Source organism: Vibrio sp. LB10LO1 (assembly GCF_010092875.1).
Lineage (GTDB): Bacteria > Pseudomonadota > Gammaproteobacteria > Enterobacterales > Vibrionaceae > Vibrio > Vibrio campbellii.
On the sequence record NZ_JAADJW010000031.1, the window covers coordinates 44,022 to 63,144 of the forward strand.

Below are 19,123 nucleotides of genomic sequence, written 5' to 3' on the forward strand. Positions count from 1 at the left end.
TTTTCATCCCTTACTCAGACTAACAATATGAAATTTCCTGGACAACGCAAATCCAAGCACTATTTTCCTGTTCATGCTCGCGACCCATTAGTGAGCCAAGCACAAGAAAGCAAGAAGATGACGCGCACTCATATCATCGGCATTGATCAAACGCTGGTTGATATTGAAGCGAAAGTGACAACGGAAGTGATTGAAAAGTACGGTTTGAGTAAAGGACACTCATTGGTAATCGATGATGCGACAGCTGAAGCACTTTACCAACAATTAAAAGAAGATTGCCTAATTACTAACGAGTATGCAGGCGGTACGATCGGTAACACGCTACATAACTACTCAGTATTGGCAGATGACCGTTCGACGCTTTTAGGTGTAATGAGCCAAGATATTAAAATCGGCAGCTACGGTTACCGTTACCTATGTAACACATCTAGTCGTATGGACCTGAACTACCTACAAGGCGTTGATGGTGCAATTGGTCGTTGTTTCGCTCTTATTACTGAAGATGGTGAACGTACTTTCGCAATCAGCGAAGGCCAAATGAACCAACTTCACCCAGACAATATCCCTGAGAAAATCTTCAAGAGTGCATCTGCTCTGGTTCTTACTGCGTACCTAGTTCGTTGTAAAGAAGGCGATCCAATGCCTGAAGCAACGATGCGCGCGATTGAATACGCGAAGAAACACGATGTTCCAGTGGTATTAACACTAGGTACTAAATTCGTTATTCAAGACGATCCAACATTCTGGCAAGAGTTTATTCGCGACAACGTATCTGTTGTAGCAATGAATGAAGATGAAGCAGAAGCGTTAACGGGTGAATCTGACCCATTAGCTGCTTCAGATAAAACGCTTGAATGGGCTGACCTAGTACTTTGTACAGCAGGCCCTGTTGGCCTATTTATGGCAGGTTACACTGAAGACAGCGCTAAGCGTGAAACGTCATTACCTTTGCTTCCTGGCTCTATTGCGGAATTCAACCGTTACGAATTTAGCCGACCAGCGAAGAAAGACTCATGCGAAAACGCAATTAAAATATATTCGCACATCTCGCCTTACATGGGTGGTCCTGAAAAGATTAAGAACACCAATGGTGCAGGTGATGCAGCATTGTCTGCGGTTCTGCACGATATGGCTGCAAATAAATACCACAAAGAAAATGTGCCTAACTCAAGCAAGCACAATAATGAGTATTTAACTTACTCTTCATTCTCTCAAGTTTGTAAATATGCAAACCGTGCGAGTTATGAGGTGCTAGTACAGCATTCTCCACGTTTATCTCGTGGCCTTCCTGAGCGTGAAGATAGCTTGGAAGAAGCATACTGGGAACGTTAATTTATTATGTTGAATTAGCCAACCTATCACATACGAAAAATGGCGCATTTTGAATGCGCCATTTTTGTATCTATTTATAAATAAAAAGGTTCCACTAGGGAACCTTTTTAAATTTCATAAATCTATTATTAGATTAGGAAATCGTCTAGAGATTTACCTGCATCAAGTTGCTCTTGGATTGCAGAAGGTGTACGACCTTGGCCAGTCCAAGTTTTTTCTTCGCCGTTAGTATCAGTATATTTGTACTTAGCAGGGCGAGGAGCACGCTTAGATTTTGCTTTAGTTTTTGTTTCACCAGCAAGTGCACTAATTAGCGCTTCAACGTCGATACCGTCTTGAGCGATTTTTTCTGCGATAGCTGCTAGTTTCGCTTCTTGCTCAGCTTGTGCTGCGCGGTCTGCTTCTTCTGCTTCTTTACGCTCTTCAACAACGATAGTTAGTTTATCTAGAGCTTCTTCCAATTGCTCTAGAGTTAGCTCACGAGAAAATGCACGGAGGCTACGGATATTTAGAAGTGTTTTAGTCAGCTCAGACATAACGATTCCTATTAATAGGTTAAAAGTTTCTACATTGCTTATCGAGACGATAAATAAAATGCGAATCTAGATTTAAAAATTAGTGTCCTTATATTTAACTTTATCTTTCTCATATGTGCAAATGCTAATTCATGATTTAGATTAAATTTCTTTAGTTTTTTGGGGGCGAAACAATATTAATTAATCAATTTGAAATCTAATTAGTCATTTCCAACACTTTTCTCTTTATAGATACCATCTTTTTCTCGATCACCTTCATGTTTATTTATCGCTTGAATTTAATTTCTCTTTTTCTGACAGAGAAGGGGGAGATTGTGAATGTTGTTGTCTTCATATTTCTTTCATTTATTGTTACACGTAAAACTATGACGAATTTAATAGTAGTAATAAAGTTTCATAAACGACAACATCGAAGTGATTGCAGTTGCGTAATGTATGATTTGATCACATTCCATTTATAAATCGAAAGTGCGATTATTTATTCATTTAATTTAGTTTGATGTGTTGCATTGGTAGGCCTCATGAGTACAATGGCTGTCACCTGATGCAATATTGCAGACAAATTGTTGTTAATTTGTACGATTGACAGTTAAATGTTTGTTATTGCCGTAGAGGTGCAGTCTCGAAGAGTAGCTATTATTGGGGTGATGCCAATGAATAATAGTGGAAGGCGAGGATTGCCGAAGTAGGTGGCCTATCGAAGCCACTTGCTGGGGTTGTCTCTGAAAGGAACAACACTGCCATAGTATATTTACATTAAACTATGGAGCGCTACTGTAGGGTTGGGTGGAGTGTTCGCTTCCCTGTCGCTAAGTTCAACATGAGCACGTACCGTATGCTACGTGACTTGTCTGCAGTAGATCTCTAGCCAAACTTTGGTTTTTGAAGATCATGAATTTAATAGATTTTGCACATTCTCCTGTTTCGTTATTACCGCCTATTGTCGCACTGACGCTGGCGATTCTAACTCGACGTGTTTTAGTTTCTCTTGGTGTTGGTATCGTACTGGGTGCGGTGCTACTTAACGATTGGTCTATCGGTAACACGGTAGGTTATGTTAGCTCTCAAGTTTCTTCTGTCTTTATTGAAGACGGTGGTATTAATACTTGGAACATGAGCATTGTTGGCTTCCTAATCCTTTTAGGTATGACAACAGCACTGTTAACTCTTTCTGGTGGTACTCGCGCTTTCGCTGAATGGGCGCAAACACGAGTAAAAAGTAAACGCGGCTCTAAACTTCTTGCAGCCTTCCTTGGCGTATTCATTTTTGTCGACGATTACTTTAATAGTCTTGCTGTTGGTGCGATCTCTCGCCCAGTGACTGACCGTTTCTACGTCTCTCGCGCTAAGCTTGCGTACATCCTTGACTCAACCGCTGCACCAATGTGTGTGATCATGCCAGCTTCTAGTTGGGGTGCGTACATCATTACCATCATCGGTGGTATCTTGGTGTCACACGGCATCACTGAATACTCGGCGCTTGGTGCTTACGTTCGTCTTATTCCTATGAACTTCTACGCAGTATTTGCTCTACTAATGGTATTTGCAGTCGCGTGGTTTGGTCTAGATATCGGTAAGATGCGTGAACATGAAATCGCAGCGTCTCAAGGCCGTGGTTTTGATAAAGATAAAGAGAACGACTCACAAGAAGCACACGACCTAAACGAAGAGCTAGATATTCGTGAAAGCGAGAAGGGTAAGGTTTCTGACCTAATTCTTCCTATCGTAACGCTTATTGTGGCGACTATTGCTTCAATGCTTTACACCGGTGGTCAAGCGCTAGCAGCAGATGGTAAAGAATTTGCGCTGCTGGGTGCGTTTGAAAACACGGATGTTGGTACTTCTCTAATCTACGGTAGTTTACTTGGTCTAGCAGTTGCGTTGTTCACTGTTATTAAGCAAGGCCTACCAATGGTTGAGATTGCACGCACGCTTTGGATTGGTGCTAAGTCAATGTTTGGTGCAATCCTTATCCTTGTTTTCGCTTGGACTATTGGTTCAGTTATCGGTGACATGAAGACGGGTTCTTACCTATCTACAATGGCGCAAGGCAACATCAACCCACATTGGCTACCAGTTATCCTGTTCTTGCTGTCTGGCCTAATGGCGTTCTCTACAGGTACGTCATGGGGTACGTTCGGTATCATGCTTCCAATCGCGGGTGACATGGCTGGCGCAACAGACGTGGCACTTATGCTACCAATGCTAAGTGCGGTTCTAGCTGGTGCAGTATTTGGTGACCACTGTTCACCAATTTCAGATACAACGATTCTGTCGTCAACAGGTGCACGCTGTAACCACATCGATCACGTATCGACGCAGCTACCTTATGCATTATCAGTGGCGTTTGTGTCATGTATTGGCTTTATCACGCTGGGTATGACTGCATCGATCGCGTTCTCTTTCATCGCTGCATCGATCACTTTCGTTATCGTTTGTGCGATTCTGTCGTGGCTGTCGAAGTCTAAAATGGCATCCTGCCAGAACGCGTAGTTAGCTTTATTAAGCGTATAAAAGAGGAAGCTCCGCTATTGCTAGCGGAGCTTTTTTATACGCGATTTATGGTGAGGGGGGCAAATCGCGTTTTGGGGATAACCTATTAAGTCCACATCAATGTAAGCAAAGGAATATAAGCAAAGGGTGTGCCTATTTTAACTTTATGAATTATAAGGAACTTTAATTGCAGGTTTTAACGCGATGGGCTAACTCTATGATAATTAACAGTTCACCTGTTACACAGTGTTACGTTACAGTTCTAGCGAAATTTAACGCCATGTAGGCTTGTTAGATGGGCAGGTTATATTTCTTGATTAGACGGTAGAGTGTGGTTCTAGAAATACCTAAATTCCTCGCAGCCGCACTCATGTTGTGTTTGTTGTCTTCGATTGCTTTTAACAAATAATCTAAGTCAATTTGTTCGACAGAAGGAAGGAGCTGTCTTTCGTTATTGTCCAAGCCGAGGTCGGCGATGTGAAGAGTGTTATCCTCACACATTACAATCGCCCTTTGAATGACATTGCGCAGCTCTCTCACGTTGCCGGGCCATTTATGTTTCAGTAGCTTTTTCTTCACTTCCGGAGACATACTCTGAACTTTTCCGTTGGATAATTCTTCTAAAAAACGCTCTGACAACATGACCGTATCCTCACCACGCTTCCGAAGTGGGGGGATAGTGAGTGGTAGTATGTTCAGTCGGTAAAATAAATCCTCTCGGAATCCTCCTTGTATTACTTCACTTTTTAAATCTACATGGCTGGCTGCGATGACGCGGCAATCCACATCAATGATTTTGTCTGCACCAACTTTATGGATTTGCTTACTCTCCAAAAAATGCAGCAAATGAATTTGTAGATCAGGCGGCATGTCGCCGATTTCATCGAGAAATAGCGTCCCTTTGTTCGCTTTTTGAATGAAGCCGATTCGATCCGAAATAGCACCCGTAAATGCTCCTTTCTCATGACCGAAGAGCTCTGATGCGATGAGTCCACTTGGAATCGCTCCGCAGTTAACTTCAACAAATGGGTATATGTGTCTACTTGAAAGTTCGTGAATGATTCGAGCACACATACCTTTGCCCACCCCGGTTTCGCCTTGGATGAGTACTTCCGCATCACATTGCGCGTATTTTTTGAGTTTGTTACGTAGTTCACTGATGCAAGTGCTATTACCAATAAGAGGAAGTAATGGGTCTGCATCCAAAGAACGTCTGTGTAACGTAGCTTTGCATTTTTGCACTTTCATTTTTCTTCTCTTTTATGCCCCACACAAAGTTTAGTAACGAACGTAGTCTCAAAAATGAGCAATATGTACCACTATTGAGAAAGATCTCAGTAATGGAATTTGAAGGATTTTAAACGGTTGTTTTTAGAAGATTTAGTACTACGCCGTTTTTTTATAACAAATTGATGGCATAAATGAGTTTGCGTGATGCATTTTTGATGATTGAAATGAAAATTAAAGTTAACAAAATCAATTGGGTAATAAAAATATTAGGAAAAGTGGAAATTCGTTGTTGAAAAAAAATTAATCCTTGGTTAGTGTGGTCTTAAACGAAGCAACACAATCGAGCCTTAAATAAGTATGCGTAATTTTGTAATGAACATTCATCACCATCATCACCCAGCCTAGTCTTTCGGGAGATGTACGCATACCCGGGAGATAGGAAACTCCCGGAGGTGAAAATCAAAGTGAAAACAGATTTTAAACCCTCGGGAGACCTACATCTCTCGAGGGTTTTTTAGTTTTACTGGTTTATAAAAATATTCAAATTACCGAATTTGCACAGGGATAATGTAATGCAAACACAACGCTTAAGAATCGCAATTCAGAAAAAAGGCCGCCTAAGCAAAGAGAGCCAAGCTCTACTGAAAAAGTGTGGCGTGAAATTCAACGTAATGGGTGAGCGTCTAGTGGTTCACTCAGAGAACATGCCAATTGATTTGCTTTTGGTTCGTGATGACGACATCCCTGGTTTGATTATGGATGGCGTAGTAGACCTTGGCTTTATCGGTGAAAATGAACTGGAAGAAGTTCGTCTAGATCGTAAAGCGTTGGGTGAACCGTATGAATTTGTTCAACTGCGTCGTCTTGATTTCGGTGGCTGCCGTTTATCTATCGCAATCGACAAAGACGAAGAGTACAACGGCCCTCAAGACCTCGCTGGCAAACGTATCGCTACGACATACCCACAACTGCTAAAAGCTTACATGGATGAAGCGGGCGTTCCATTCTCAACATGTATGCTGACAGGCTCTGTAGAAGTTGCCCCTCGTGCGGGCCTTGCTGATGCAATCGCTGACTTGGTTTCTACAGGTGCAACGCTAGAGGCGAATGGTCTTAAAGAAGCTGAAATTATCTTCAAATCAAAAGCGACACTGATTCAACGCACTGGTGAGTTCGACGCAGACAAAGTGGCGCTAATCGAAAAGCTGTTAACTCGTATGCAAGGCGTACAGCAAGCGAAAGAGTCTAAGTACATCATGCTACATGCGCCAGCTGAGAAGCTAGACCAAATCAAAGCACTACTGCCAGGTGCGGAAGATCCGACTGTGTTACCTCTGTCTGCCGACAAGCAAAAAGTTGCGGTTCATTTGGTAAGTACTGAAAACCTGTTCTGGGAAACCATGGAACAACTAAAAGAACTGGGTGCGAGCTCAATTCTAGTACTACCAATTGAGAAAATGATGGAGTAATCGCAATGAGAACAGTCGTATGGCAATCGCTAAGTGAAACGCAGCAAGACTCAATCCTAGAACGTCCTGCAATTACAGAAGGTGCGAATATCACTGCCGCGGTTTCAGAAGTAATCGCAAAAGTTCGCAAAGAAGGTGATGCTGCATTATTGGAGCTGACGGAGAAATTTGACCGTGTGAAGCCAGAATCCATTCGTGTATCAGCACAAGAAATCGATGAGGCATCAGCGCGTCTTTCTGAAAAGATGAAAAGCGCATTAGAGCAAGCGTATGAAAACATCACTAAGTTTCACAAAGCACAAAAGCCACAGCCAATCAAAGTAGAAACTCAACCGGGTGTACTTTGCGAGCAAGTAACGCGCCCAATTCAAAAAGTGGGTTTGTACATTCCCGGTGGCAGTGCGCCATTGCCATCGACTGTTTTGATGCTTGGGGTTCCTGCAAAAATTGCAGGCTGTCGTAAAGTGGTGCTTTGTTCTCCACCGCCAATTGCTGACGAGATTCTGTACGTAGCAAAACTGTGTGGCATTGATGAAGTGTACAACGTTGGCGGTGGTCAAGCCGTCGCTGCAATGGCTTACGGTACAGAGACAGTATCCAAAGTCGATAAGATCTTTGGCCCGGGCAACGCCTATGTGACAGAAGCAAAACGTCAGGTAAGTAATGATTTCCGTGGCGCTGCGATTGATATGCCAGCAGGCCCATCAGAAGTGTTAGTGATTGCCGATGAAACCGCAGACCCAGACTTCATTGCTGCAGATCTTCTAAGCCAAGCGGAGCACGGTCCTGATTCTCAAGTAGTACTTGTGACTCCTTCTCCTGTTATTGCTGATCAAGTGACGGATGCGGTTCAACGTCAGCTTAAGGAGCTATCTCGTGCGGACATCGCCGAGAAAGCATTGGCTTCAAGTTTGATTATTATTGCTGAGTCTCTGACTCAATCGGTTTCAATCTCAAATTACTACGGTCCTGAGCACTTAATTGTTCAGACTAAGAACCCACGCGAGCTTCTGCCTCTATTAGATAACGCAGGTTCTATTTTCCTTGGTGATTGGTCGCCTGAATCAGCAGGTGATTACGCATCGGGCACCAACCACGTTCTTCCTACTTACGGTTACACACGCACGTATTCAAGCTTAGGTTTGGCGGATTTCTCTAAGCGTATGACGGTTCAAGAACTGTCTGCTGATGGTCTAAAGAATCTTGCGCCAACTGTGGTCACTATGGCTGAAGCGGAAGGCTTGGATGCACACAAACGTGCAGTGACAATTCGTACTGAAAAATTAACCCGTGTAGAAAAACTGGCAGCTAAGTAAGAGGACAATGAAATGGAAAAGCTAGCGCGTAAACAAGTCCAAAAACTTACCCCTTATTTATCGGCTCGCCGAATTGGTGGTACCGGTGACGTATGGCTAAATGCTAACGAATCGCCATTCAACAATGAATACAAAACAGACTTTGCTCGTCTCAATCGTTACAGCGAATGTCAGCCGAAAGAACTAATTTCTGCTTACGCAGCCTATGCGGGTGTGAAACCAGAGCAAACACTAACATCTCGCGGAGCAGATGAAGGTATTGAACTACTGATTCGCGCTTTTTGTGAGCCGGGTGAAGATGCGATTCTTTATTGTCCACCGACTTACGGTATGTACGCCATCAGTGCAGAAACTATAGGTGTAGAGCGTAAAACCGTGCCGCTAACGTCAGATTGGCAACTAGACCTTGCAGGTATCGAAGCTAATCTGGATAACGTGAAACTGGTTTTTGTATGTTCGCCAAACAACCCAACAGGTAACTTGGTTAAGCGTGAAGACATTGTGTCTCTGCTTGAGATGACAAAAGACCGTGCAATCGTGGTAATGGATGAGGCGTACATTGATTTTTGCCCTGAAGCATCAACGGTAGATTTACTGGCGCAATACCCGAATCTTGCGATTTTGCGTACTCTGTCGAAAGCTTTTGCGCTTGCTGGTCTGCGTTGTGGATTTACGCTTGCGAACGAAGAGCTGATTAATGTACTTCTTAAAGTTATCGCACCATATCCAGTACCGGTTCCAGTGGCAGAAATTGCGACTCAGGCGCTTTCGGAAGCTGGCTTAGCACGAGCGAAGTTCCAAGTTCTTGATCTGAATGCAAACCGTGCTTACTTACAAGTTGGTCTTTCAATGATTCCGGGTTTGGAAGTGTTTGAAGGGTGGGGGAACTACCTATTGGTAAAATTCCCAGATGGCGATGATCTTTTCAAAGCTGCTTGGGATACAGGCATTATTTTGCGTAACTCGCCGATTGAGAACTGCGTACGTATCAGTGTTGGTAACCGCGACGAGTGTGAAAAAACGCTTGGATTTATTAGAAACTACTACGCATAAGTAGAGACAAAATTAATCGCTCTCGCTCAATAGCGGGAGCGCCAAAAGAATAGCAATAAGGAAGTTCGAGTGAGCAAACAACAAAAAATCCTTTTTATCGACCGTGATGGCACCTTAATTGTTGAGCCGCCAGTTGATTTTCAAGTAGACCGTTTAGATAAGCTAAAACTAGAGCCATTTGTTATCCCAAGCCTGTTGTCGTTGCAGGATGCAGGATACCGCCTAGTGATGGTCACTAACCAAGATGGTTTGGGTACCGACAGCTATCCACAAGCAGACTTTGATGCTCCACACAACATGATGATGGAGATCTTTGAATCTCAGGGTGTGAAGTTCGATGACGTGCTGATTTGTCCTCACTTCGATGAAGATAACTGTTCTTGCCGTAAGCCTAAATTGGGCTTGGTAAAAGAGTACCTTCAAGGTGGCAAAGTTGATTTCCAAAACTCTGTTGTGATTGGCGATCGTCAAACCGATCTTCAACTTGCAGAAAACATGGCAATTCGTGGCATTCAATACAACCCAGAAACCATGGGTTGGAAGCAGATCTTGAAAGATCTAACGGTGAAGGCACGCGTTGCTGAAGTCATTCGTACTACGAAAGAAACAGACATCAAAGTTGCAGTTAACCTTGATGAACAAGGCGGCAATGACATCTCTACAGGTCTTGGTTTCTTCGACCACATGTTGGATCAAATCGCGACGCACGGTGGATTCCAGATGGTGTGCAAAGTAGAAGGTGACCTGCACATTGATGATCACCACACGGTAGAAGATACCGCTCTTGCTTTGGGTCAGGCGTTGAAAGAAGCACTGGGTGACAAACGTGGTATTGGTCGCTTTGGCTTCAGCCTGCCAATGGATGAGTGCTTGGCACAATGTGCACTGGACCTATCTGGTCGTCCTTACCTTAAGTTCGACGCGCAATTCAGCCGTGAGCAAGTGGGTGACCTTTCAACAGAGATGGTGGTTCACTTCTTCCGCTCTCTGACTGACACCCTAGCGTGTACGCTGCACCTTTCTTCTGCGGGCAACAATGATCACCACATCATTGAGAGCCTATTTAAAGCGTTTGGTCGTACTTTACGCCAAGCAATCAAAGTAGAAGGCACTGAGCTACCAAGTAGTAAAGGCGTGCTTTAAGGCTCACGTTAGCAAGGAGAAAAACAGTGACAGAACAGAAAGTTGTCATTATCGATACTGGCTGTGCCAACGTCTCTTCGGTGAAGTTTGCCATTGAACGCCTAGGCTATGACGTAACGATTTCAAAAGATCCACAAGTTGTATTGGCAGCTGACAAGCTATTTCTACCGGGCGTGGGAACCGCCAGTGAAGCGATGAAGAACCTAGAAGAACGCGATCTTATCAGCTTGGTAAAACAGGTAGAAAAGCCATTGCTAGGTATCTGTTTAGGCATGCAACTGTTGGGCAAAGTGTCTCAAGAAAAAGGGCAGAAAGCCGACGAGTTAGTTGAGTGTCTTGGACTTTGTGATGGTGAAGTTAAGCTATTACAAACTGGTGACTTACCGCTGCCGCATATGGGCTGGAACACGGTGTCTGCAAAAGCAGGTAACCCACTGTTCAAAGGTATTGAAGAAGGTGAGTACTTCTACTTTGTACACAGCTTTGCAATGCCGGTTGGAGATTACACGATTGCCGAGTGTGAATACGGCAACCCGTTCACAGCAGCAGTACAAAGCGGCAACTACTACGGTGTGCAGTTCCACCCTGAGCGTTCTTCAAAAGCGGGCGCGAAGCTTATTCAAAACTTCTTAGAATTATAAAAGGGATTTAGTGTGATTATTCCAGCTCTTGATTTAATTGAAGGACAGGTGGTTCGCCTTTATCAAGGTGATTACGGCCAAGTAACCGAGTATAAAGTCGACCCAGCAGAGCAGTTCAACTTGTACCATCAAGCAGGTGCCAACTGGCTGCACTTGGTGGATTTAACTGGCGCGAAAGACACGACAGCACGTCAGCTTGATTTGATTGCAAAGCTACTAGCAAGCACACCAGCGAACATCCAAATCGGTGGCGGTGTGCGTACAGAGCAAGACGTGATTGATCTGCTAGAAGCGGGTGCTCAGCGTGTTGTCGTTGGCTCAACAGCAGTAAAACAGCCAGAGCTTGTGAAAGGTTGGATGGAAAAATACGGCGCAGAGAAAATCGTTCTCGCGTTAGACATCAACATCGACCAAGACGGCACACGTAAAGTAGCGATTTCTGGTTGGCAAGAAGATTCAGGCGTGACCATCGAAGCTCTAATCAACGATTACCTAACGGTCGGTCTACAGCACGTGCTTTGTACGGACATTTCTCGTGACGGTACGCTAGAGGGCTCAAACGTTGAGCTTTACGTTGACCTATGCAAACAGTATCCACAAGTGCAGTTTCAATCTTCAGGTGGCATTGGCTCATTAGCAGATATCGAAGCGCTAAAAGGCAGCGGTGTGGCTGGTGTAATTGTTGGTCGTGCACTATTAGATGGTAAGTTCACAGCAGAGGAGGCATTTGCATGCTGGCAAAGCGAATAATTCCATGTCTTGATGTTCGTGACGGACAAGTGGTGAAGGGCGTCCAGTTCCGCAACCACGAAATCATTGGCGACATCGTTCCTCTGGCGCAGCGTTATGCTGAAGAAGGCGCTGACGAGCTTGTGTTCTACGATATTACCGCTTCAAGTGATGGTCGTGTCGTCGATAAAAGTTGGGTCGCTCGCGTTGCAGAAGTGATTGATATTCCGTTTTGTGTGGCTGGTGGCATTAAGTCAGCAGAAGACGCAGCACGCATTCTTGAGTTTGGTGCAGACAAGGTGTCTATCAACTCACCTGCACTGGCGAACCCTCAGTTGATTACTGACCTTGCTGATAAATTTGGTGTGCAATGTATCGTCGTTGGTATCGATTCATACTACGACAAAGAGACAGGTAAGTATCAGGTTTACCAGTTTACCGGTGATGAAGAACGCACCAAAGCAACTCAATGGGAAACGCGTGATTGGGTGCAAGAAGTACAAAAACGCGGCGCTGGTGAAATCGTACTGAACATGATGAACCAAGACGGTGTGCGTAACGGCTACGACATCGAACAACTGAATATGGTGCGTGAAGTATGTAACGTACCATTGATTGCATCGGGTGGTGCTGGTGCCATGGAGCACTTCGCAGAAGCCTACCAAAAAGCCAATGTGGATGGAGCGCTTGCTGCATCGGTATTCCACAAACAAGTCATCAATATTGGTGAACTAAAGCAGTATTTGAAACAACAAGGCATTGAGGTACGACTATGAGTGTAAAAGCCGCCGAAGTAAGTTCGCTAGCTGAGCGAATCAACTGGGAAAAGGTGGATGGTCTGGTACCTGCCATCGTACAAGATTTCCAATCAAGCCAAGTGCTGATGATGGGTTACATGAACCAAGATGCGTTGGCAAAAACGGGCGAAACGGGTCAAGTGACGTTTTTCTCTCGTACCAAGCAGCGTCTTTGGACGAAAGGTGAAACCTCTGGCAACGTATTGCAACTAGTGAACATGCAGCTAGATTGCGACAACGATACGCTACTGGTTAAGGTGAATCCCATTGGTCCTACGTGCCACTTGGGTAATACAACTTGCTGGGATGTGGACCCTCAAGAGGAGTCACAAATGGTGTGGCTTCATCAACTTGAGCAGCTATTGGCTGCCCGCAAGAGTGCCGACCCAGATTCCTCTTATACTGCCAGTCTTTATGCCCGTGGCACCAAGCGTATTTCGCAAAAAGTGGGCGAAGAAGGCGTTGAAGTCGCGCTTGCGGCGACGTCGGGCGATAAGGCGGAGTTAGTGTGTGAATCAGCAGATTTGATTTACCACTTAATGGTATTGCTTCAAGACCAAGGCTTATCGATGAATGACGTAGTGAACAAACTGAAAGAGCGTCATAAATAAAGAAGAGCCCCAAACTCTGAACCTAAAACAGAGTGCGCGGGATCTCTCGCGCACTTCATTGGCTTAGAAAAAACGATGGAATTTAGAACGCTTCGCTTACGGAAAAGGGAAGTGCTTGATGATAGGCTGGGCAAGCGGTCGAAAATCCGTAATTCGAGACTTTAGGCTCTAAGCCCCTAGAACCTTTATCTACCTAGAACCTTTGTTTACCTAGAGCCTTTCTATTACCCACAACACTTCTTAAATTTCTTACCGCTTCCACAGATACACGGATCGTTACGACCGACCTTTAGACTGCTTACTGGTTGGCTTAAGCGAGGATCTTGTTCCGGCTCATCTTCTGGGAACATGCCATCAATGTAGTACCAAAGCCCATCTTCTTTCACGAAACGAGAACGTTCTGTCATACAGTAGCGTTTGCCGTCCTCATCAAAGTAAGCGTTGAATTCAACAAAACCTTCATTCTCGTTGCTACTCGCTTCGGCTTTTACTACCTCAAGCTTGCACCAATCGCTGTCGATGGATTGGGCAATGCCTTCACGTTGCTCTTCTGCATTACAGCTTGGGTGGTATGTGTTCACCACGTAATCCACTAGACCTAACACATGCGCACTGTAACGAGAGCGCATTAGCTGCTCCGGAGTGGTGACGTCAGCATGGTTATTGTGGGCAATTTCACAACACTGTTGGTAGGTGCGGTTAGAGCCGCAAGGACAAGAAGAAGCCATAAAATGAAATCTCGATTAATTAAGCGGTAAAAACAAACAACCTCACATAAGTGAGGCTGGAGGTATTCTTTGGGGCATTATAGCGATTTAGGGCGTTTGAGACAGCAGTTCTTGAGCCCACGCAGTGGATTGGCTGAATGCTTTGGCTAACTGTGGTTCAGTCAGTTTGAGTGCGCTACCGTACTTTTCCGTCGTTTCCCAATCGGCTTTTTCGTAAGCGATGATCATCGAAAGAAGATAGCCTAATACGCCTTTGCGACTTGTGAGCGCTTGCTTGATTTCCTCATCAACTGGAATGTCACTGATCACGTCGCAAAGCGGTTGGTCTAATAGTGAATCTAATAGTGAGAACATTCCTGTTAAAAACGCTTGGCCCGGGTCGTATTTAGTGTTCATCTGGCTGAGCAAAATTTCACACATACGTGCACGCTGAATCGCTAAAGAGTACAAAGAGTCAGGTTTGTCTTCGTGCACTGAAGCAATGGCAACAAGAGAAATAAAGCGTCTTAAGCGTTCTTCACCAAGATAAACCAGCGCCTGTCGGAAAGACTTAATCTTAGTGGTGAGCGTGTAACCCGAGTTTACATAAGTCATTAGCTTATAAGACAGGGTCACATCGATTGAAAACAGGCGTTCGACTTCATTGAAATTGATGGGTTTGTCTGCGATCTCTTTACACAGTTGAATCACCGTCAAAAACGCCGGGTTAAGGCGTTTTTTCTGAATCATCTCAGGTTTACTGAAGAAGTAGCCTTGGAAGTAGTTAAAACCAGCATCCATTGCCTGTTCAAACTCTTCATAGGTTTCGACTTTCTCGGCTAAAAAGTCGATACCAAAGTGGCCAAGTGATTGAATGTAAATCGCGGCCTTTTCGATAGGGACTAAGCGAATGTCGAACTTGATGATCGCAACATAAGGTAAAAAACGCTTCCAAGCTTTAGTCGGAACAAAGTCATCTAACGCAACGCGATAGCCAGATGCATGTAGATGTTTGATTGCATGAAGTAACTCGTCTGTTGGCTCACAATCTTCCAATACTTCAACCACGAGTGATTCATTGGGAAACAGAGTAGGGACGAGATTGACCAAGCTTTGGTATGGAAAATTAACAAAGCCGAGCTTATCACCCAGAGTACTGTAGTGCGTGGTAAGGAAATGGTCAGATAGAAGTCGACTAGTAGCCAGCTCAGGTTCTACTTCTGGAAAGGTATTTTTCGGACCGTCACGGAAGAGAAGCTCATACCCGATGGTACGCTTTTCTCTATCCAGTATCGGTTGGCGAGCTACGTATGAATACTTCAATGCGGTACTTTGTTCTGTTTAACTGAGTAATACGATGATAGCGATTTTCTGTAAAATTTCTATGCTTTGCGCGTCAATCTTCTACACGCTCGACATGCTTTACTTCAATTCTGTGTCAAACGGTCGTGTTTGCAAGTCAAAATTGTCAGAATCTACTTTTAAAACCGAGCCTTGGCTATACCAATCACCTAAGACAATACGTGTTGTTTTAACACCATTTAATTCAAAAATATGTGTATTTGGGCGGTGCGTGTGACCGTGAATCATCAGGTTGACGCAGTTTTGAGACATAACGCGCTCTACTTCGCCTTGGTTAACGTCCATGATGTCGAGAGGCTTGGTTTGTTTGTCGTCTCGAATGTCTGACTGAACTTTAGCGACAATTCTTTTCTTAACGAACCAGGGAATACGATTAAACAACCATTGAAGCCATGGCTTATGAACGGTTTTTCGAAACTCTTGGTATTTCACATCATCAATGCAAAGTGTATCGCCATGCAGGATCACGGCTTTTTGACCATAAAGATCAATTGTGCAGACATCATCAAGCAATGTCATACCGGTTTCTTTGCAAAAGCGTTTACCCAGTAAGAAATCTCGATTGCCTTGGATGAAGAAGGTTGGCACACCAGAATCCGTCAGTGCTTTAAATTCGCTACGGATTTGACTTGCAAAAGGGGTGTTGTCATCGTCACCAATCCAGAATTCGAACAAATCACCAAGCACGTACAGTGCGTCGGCATGGATTGCTTCTGAACGCATGAACGTAACAAAGCACTCCGTGATATCAGGACGTGATGGGGTAAGATGAAGATCAGATATAAATAATGTCGTCATAGAAATAAGGGGAAGCGACGCCTCCCCACAAACTTATCTCTTGGCAGCAATTCTAAAGAATTACTCTTCGATTGTTGTACCAGTGATCACTACGTCTTCTAGAGGTACGTCTTGGTGCATGCCGTAAGAACCAGTGCTCACACCTTTGATCTTGTTTACGATGTCCATGCCTTCGATTACTTCACCGAATACACAGTAACCCCAACCGTCTAGGCTTTCGCTACGGAAGTCTAGGAACGTGTTGTTGTTTACGTTGATGAAGAACTGAGAGCTTGCTGAATGCGGCTCCATAGTACGAGCCATAGCAAGTGTACCCACTTTGTTGCTAAGACCGTTGTTTGCTTCGTTCTTGATTGGTGCACGTGATGCTTTTTCACGTAGACCAGACTCCATACCACCACCTTGGATCATGAAGCCGTCAATAACACGGTGGAAAAGAGTGTTGTCGTAGAAACCGTCGCGGCAGTACTGAAGGAAGTTTGCGCTAGTCTCTGGCGCTTTCTCTTCGTTTAGTTGAATCTTGATGTCACCAAAATTAGTGTGAAGGGTGATCATGCTACTTTCCTTTACTGTGTTGTATTGAAACTGCGATTCTAGCCTAAGTTATTACGCTTTAAAAACTCAGGAAGAACAAATTAATAGTTTTGTGCTTGAAGTTTAGCCGATTATCGTTTTATCCGTGAATTGCTATTACCTAATAAGGTCTGAGTTGTTATACTCGGCCTTCTTGTTATCCATTCACAATCATAGATAGAGATCATGTTAAAGATATATAACACACTCACAAGACAGAAAGAGGAATTCAAACCAATTACAGCCGGCAAAGTTGGCATGTATGTCTGTGGAGTTACCATCTACGATCTCTGTCATATCGGTCACGGTCGTACTTTCGTTTCTTTCGATGTGGTTTCTCGTTACTTGCGTTACCTTGGTTATGACCTAACGTTTGTACGTAATATCACTGACATCGATGACAAAATCATCAAACGTGCAGCAGAAAACGGTGAATCTTGTGATTCATTGACAGAGCGCCTGATTGGCGAAATGCACGCTGACTTCGATGCACTGAACATGAAGCGCCCTGACGTTGAGCCTCGTGCAACTCAGTTCATCGCTGAAATCATCGAATTGGTTGAAAAGCTAATCGAGCGCGGTTTCGCTTACGTTGCAGACAACGGCGACGTAATGTTTGAAGTCGGTAAGTTCAACGAATACGGCAAGCTGTCTAAGCAAGACCTTGAACAGCTTCAAGCTGGTGCTCGTGTCGATATCGAAACAGCAAAACGCAGCCCACTAGACTTTGTACTTTGGAAGATGTCTAAGCCAGGCGAACCAACATGGGAATCACCATGGGGGCCAGGTCGTCCAGGTTGGCACATCGAATGTTCTGCAATGAACTCTTCAATCCTAGGTAACCACTTCGACATTCACGGCGGTGGCTCTGATCTGCAGTTCCCACACCACGAGAACGAAATCGCGCAATCATGCTGTGCACACGACACTCAATACGTGAACACATGGATGCACAGCGGCATGGTAATGGTAGACCGTGAGAAGATGTCTAAGTCTCTGGGTAACTTCTTTACTATCCGTGATGTTCTTGGCCACTACGATGCTGAGACGGTTCGTTACTTCCTAATGTCAGGTCACTACCGTAGCCAGCTAAACTACAGCGAAGATAACCTAAATCAAGCACGTGCCTCTCTTGAGCGTCTATACACGTCTCTACGTGGTCTCGATCTAAACGCAGCGCCAGCAGGTGGTGAAGAGTACGTATCTCGCTATACTGCAGCGATGAACGACGACTTCAACACGCCAGAAGCTTACTCAGTACTGTTCGATATGGCGCGTGAAGTAAACCGTCTTAAGACAGAAAACCTAGAGAAAGCGAGCGAGCTAGGTGCGCTAATGCGTGAACTGGCTGACGTGATCGGTATTCTTCACCAAGATCCAGAAGCGTTCCTAAAAGGTGACGCTGGTAACGATGATGAAGTGGCTGAAATCGAAGCACTAATCAAGCTACGTAACGACTCTCGTGCAGCGAAAGACTGGGCTAACGCAGATATGGCTCGTGATAAGCTGACGGAGATGGGCATTGTTCTGGAAGATGGTCCAGAAGGCACAACGTGGCGTCGTAAGTAATTGAATCTTTTAAAAGGGCTGATGATTCAGCCCTTTTCTTTACAAGCTTTTATAAATTCTAAACTTTAACGAAGGTAGTGCTCTGTGGCTCAGATGTATTTCTATTACTCAGCAATGAATGCGGGTAAATCGACAACTCTTCTTCAATCTTCATTTAACTACCAAGAACGTGGCATGACGCCTGTGATTTTCACAGCAGCGTTAGATGATCGTTACGGTGTGGGTAAAGTGAGCTCTCGTATTGGCTTGCAATCAGACGCGCAATTGTTCCGTCCAGATAGCAACCTTTATCAAGAGATTGCAGCACTGCATGAGGTTGAAAAACGTCACTGTATTCTGATTGATGAGTGTCAGTTCCTATCTAAAGAGCAGGTTTACCAACTCACAGAGGTGGTGGACAAGCTGCATATTCCGGTTCTTTGTTATGGCCTTCGCACCGATTTTCAAGGCGAACTTTTTGAAGGCAGCAAGTACCTGCTATCTTGGGCAGACAAGCTGGTTGAGCTAAAAACGATTTGTCACTGCGGTCGCAAAGCAAACATGGTTATTCGTACTGATGAGCATGGCGTTGCAATCAAAGAAGGTGATCAGGTTGCAATCGGTGGTAACGATCGTTACGTATCGGTTTGTCGTCAACACTACAAAGAAGCACTTGGCAAGTAAGCCAATCTAGATAAGAGAAAGCCACCGAATTCGGTGGCTTTTTTATTGGTGCGCCGAGCATGGCGTTGATCTAGGAGGTGAAAGTCCTCTACGGGCTCAGT

General features: G+C 44.5%; 18 protein-coding genes, 1 riboswitch and 1 other annotated feature. Of the genes, 12 read left to right on the forward strand and 6 right to left on the reverse strand.

Annotation, left to right across the window (positions count from 1 at the left end):
• Positions 1-27 precede the first annotated feature (27 nt).
• A complete protein-coding gene (locus GXP65_RS19170; protein WP_005427518.1) occupies positions 28-1,332 on the forward strand; it encodes an inosine/guanosine kinase in 1,305 nt (434 codons plus the stop codon).
• A gap of 128 nt (positions 1,333-1,460) precedes the next feature.
• On the opposite strand, the gene GXP65_RS19175 is transcribed toward GXP65_RS19170, so the two are convergent.
• Entirely contained in the window at positions 1,461-1,868 is a 408-nt protein-coding gene (locus tag GXP65_RS19175; protein ID WP_005427520.1) for an H-NS family nucleoid-associated regulatory protein, read from the reverse strand.
• Between the two features lie 601 nt (positions 1,869-2,469).
• Positions 2,470-2,650, forward strand: a riboswitch (Lysine riboswitch).
• Positions 2,651-2,759: 109 nt separating this feature from the next.
• Between GXP65_RS19175 and tet(35) the strand changes: the two genes are divergently transcribed.
• Complete coding sequence (tet(35), locus tag GXP65_RS19180; protein ID WP_005427522.1) at positions 2,760-4,361, forward strand: tetracycline efflux Na+/H+ antiporter family transporter Tet(35); 1,602 nt, start codon at positions 2,760-2,762, stop codon at positions 4,359-4,361.
• Positions 4,362-4,652: 291 nt separating this feature from the next.
• Here the strand turns inward: tet(35) and txr are convergent, their stop codons facing one another.
• Positions 4,653-5,609 (reverse strand): putative sigma-54-dependent transcription factor Txr, encoded by a 957-nt coding sequence (txr, locus tag GXP65_RS19185; RefSeq protein ID WP_045397998.1) that lies wholly within the window; start codon positions 5,607-5,609, stop codon positions 4,653-4,655.
• A 362-nt stretch (positions 5,610-5,971) separates the two neighbouring features.
• Positions 5,972-6,109: a sequence feature (His leader region), on the forward strand.
• Positions 6,110-6,163: 54 nt separating this feature from the next.
• Between txr and hisG the strand changes: the two genes are divergently transcribed.
• From hisG to hisIE, 8 genes are all read left to right on the forward strand, one after another.
• Positions 6,164-7,060, forward strand: a complete 897-nt coding sequence (gene hisG, locus GXP65_RS19190; RefSeq protein ID WP_005427525.1) for an ATP phosphoribosyltransferase — start codon at positions 6,164-6,166, stop codon at positions 7,058-7,060.
• Positions 7,061-7,065: 5 nt separating this feature from the next.
• Positions 7,066-8,376: a histidinol dehydrogenase gene (gene hisD, locus GXP65_RS19195; RefSeq protein ID WP_162093507.1), complete on the forward strand. Its 1,311-nt coding sequence runs from the start codon at positions 7,066-7,068 to the stop codon at positions 8,374-8,376.
• A 12-nt stretch (positions 8,377-8,388) separates the two neighbouring features.
• Positions 8,389-9,429 (forward strand): histidinol-phosphate transaminase, encoded by a 1,041-nt coding sequence (gene hisC / locus GXP65_RS19200; protein ID WP_038889515.1) that lies wholly within the window; start codon positions 8,389-8,391, stop codon positions 9,427-9,429.
• 69 nt (positions 9,430-9,498) lie between these two features.
• Positions 9,499-10,572, forward strand: coding sequence for a bifunctional histidinol-phosphatase/imidazoleglycerol-phosphate dehydratase HisB (gene hisB / locus GXP65_RS19205; RefSeq protein WP_005427528.1), 1,074 nt, complete (start codon positions 9,499-9,501; stop codon positions 10,570-10,572).
• A gap of 26 nt (positions 10,573-10,598) precedes the next feature.
• Positions 10,599-11,213 carry an imidazole glycerol phosphate synthase subunit HisH gene (gene hisH, locus GXP65_RS19210; protein ID WP_005450758.1) on the forward strand — a complete coding sequence of 205 codons (615 nt, stop codon included), beginning with the start codon at positions 10,599-10,601 and terminating at the stop codon, positions 11,211-11,213.
• A gap of 12 nt (positions 11,214-11,225) precedes the next feature.
• Positions 11,226-11,963: a 1-(5-phosphoribosyl)-5-[(5-phosphoribosylamino)methylideneamino]imidazole-4-carboxamide isomerase gene (gene hisA, locus GXP65_RS19215; protein ID WP_005390889.1), complete on the forward strand. Its 738-nt coding sequence runs from the start codon at positions 11,226-11,228 to the stop codon at positions 11,961-11,963.
• Positions 11,945-12,718, forward strand: a complete 774-nt coding sequence (hisF, locus tag GXP65_RS19220; RefSeq protein WP_004749837.1) for an imidazole glycerol phosphate synthase subunit HisF — start codon at positions 11,945-11,947, stop codon at positions 12,716-12,718. The genes hisA and hisF overlap by 19 nt, the downstream gene beginning before the upstream one ends.
• On the forward strand, positions 12,715-13,350 hold the full coding sequence (gene hisIE, locus GXP65_RS19225; protein WP_005533681.1) for a bifunctional phosphoribosyl-AMP cyclohydrolase/phosphoribosyl-ATP diphosphatase HisIE: 636 nt from the start codon (positions 12,715-12,717) through the stop codon (positions 13,348-13,350). Before hisF ends, hisIE begins: the two co-directional genes overlap by 4 nt.
• A 224-nt stretch (positions 13,351-13,574) precedes the next feature.
• Here hisIE and GXP65_RS19230 read toward each other — a convergent pair whose 3' ends face one another.
• The 4 genes from GXP65_RS19230 to GXP65_RS19245 form a co-directional block, all read right to left on the reverse strand.
• Positions 13,575-14,078, reverse strand: coding sequence for a YchJ family protein (locus GXP65_RS19230; RefSeq protein ID WP_162093508.1), 504 nt, complete (start codon positions 14,076-14,078; stop codon positions 13,575-13,577).
• Positions 14,079-14,165: 87 nt separating this feature from the next.
• A complete protein-coding gene (locus GXP65_RS19235) occupies positions 14,166-15,380 on the reverse strand; it encodes an EAL domain-containing protein (RefSeq protein ID WP_045453035.1) in 1,215 nt (404 codons plus the stop codon).
• 99 nt (positions 15,381-15,479) lie between these two features.
• Positions 15,480-16,217 carry a UDP-2,3-diacylglucosamine diphosphatase gene (gene lpxH / locus GXP65_RS19240; RefSeq protein ID WP_162093509.1) on the reverse strand — a complete coding sequence of 246 codons (738 nt, stop codon included), beginning with the start codon at positions 16,215-16,217 and terminating at the stop codon, positions 15,480-15,482.
• Positions 16,218-16,277: 60 nt separating this feature from the next.
• Positions 16,278-16,772 carry a peptidylprolyl isomerase gene (locus GXP65_RS19245; protein ID WP_005533685.1) on the reverse strand — a complete coding sequence of 165 codons (495 nt, stop codon included), beginning with the start codon at positions 16,770-16,772 and terminating at the stop codon, positions 16,278-16,280.
• A 204-nt stretch (positions 16,773-16,976) separates the two neighbouring features.
• On the opposite strand from GXP65_RS19245, the gene cysS reads away from it, so the two are divergent.
• Both cysS and GXP65_RS19255 read left to right on the forward strand, forming a co-directional pair.
• Entirely contained in the window at positions 16,977-18,359 is a 1,383-nt protein-coding gene (gene cysS / locus GXP65_RS19250) for a cysteine--tRNA ligase (RefSeq protein ID WP_010646112.1), read from the forward strand.
• An 84-nt stretch (positions 18,360-18,443) separates the two neighbouring features.
• Entirely contained in the window at positions 18,444-19,022 is a 579-nt protein-coding gene (locus GXP65_RS19255) for a thymidine kinase (protein WP_005430256.1), read from the forward strand.
• The last annotated feature ends 101 nt before the right edge of the window (positions 19,023-19,123 follow it).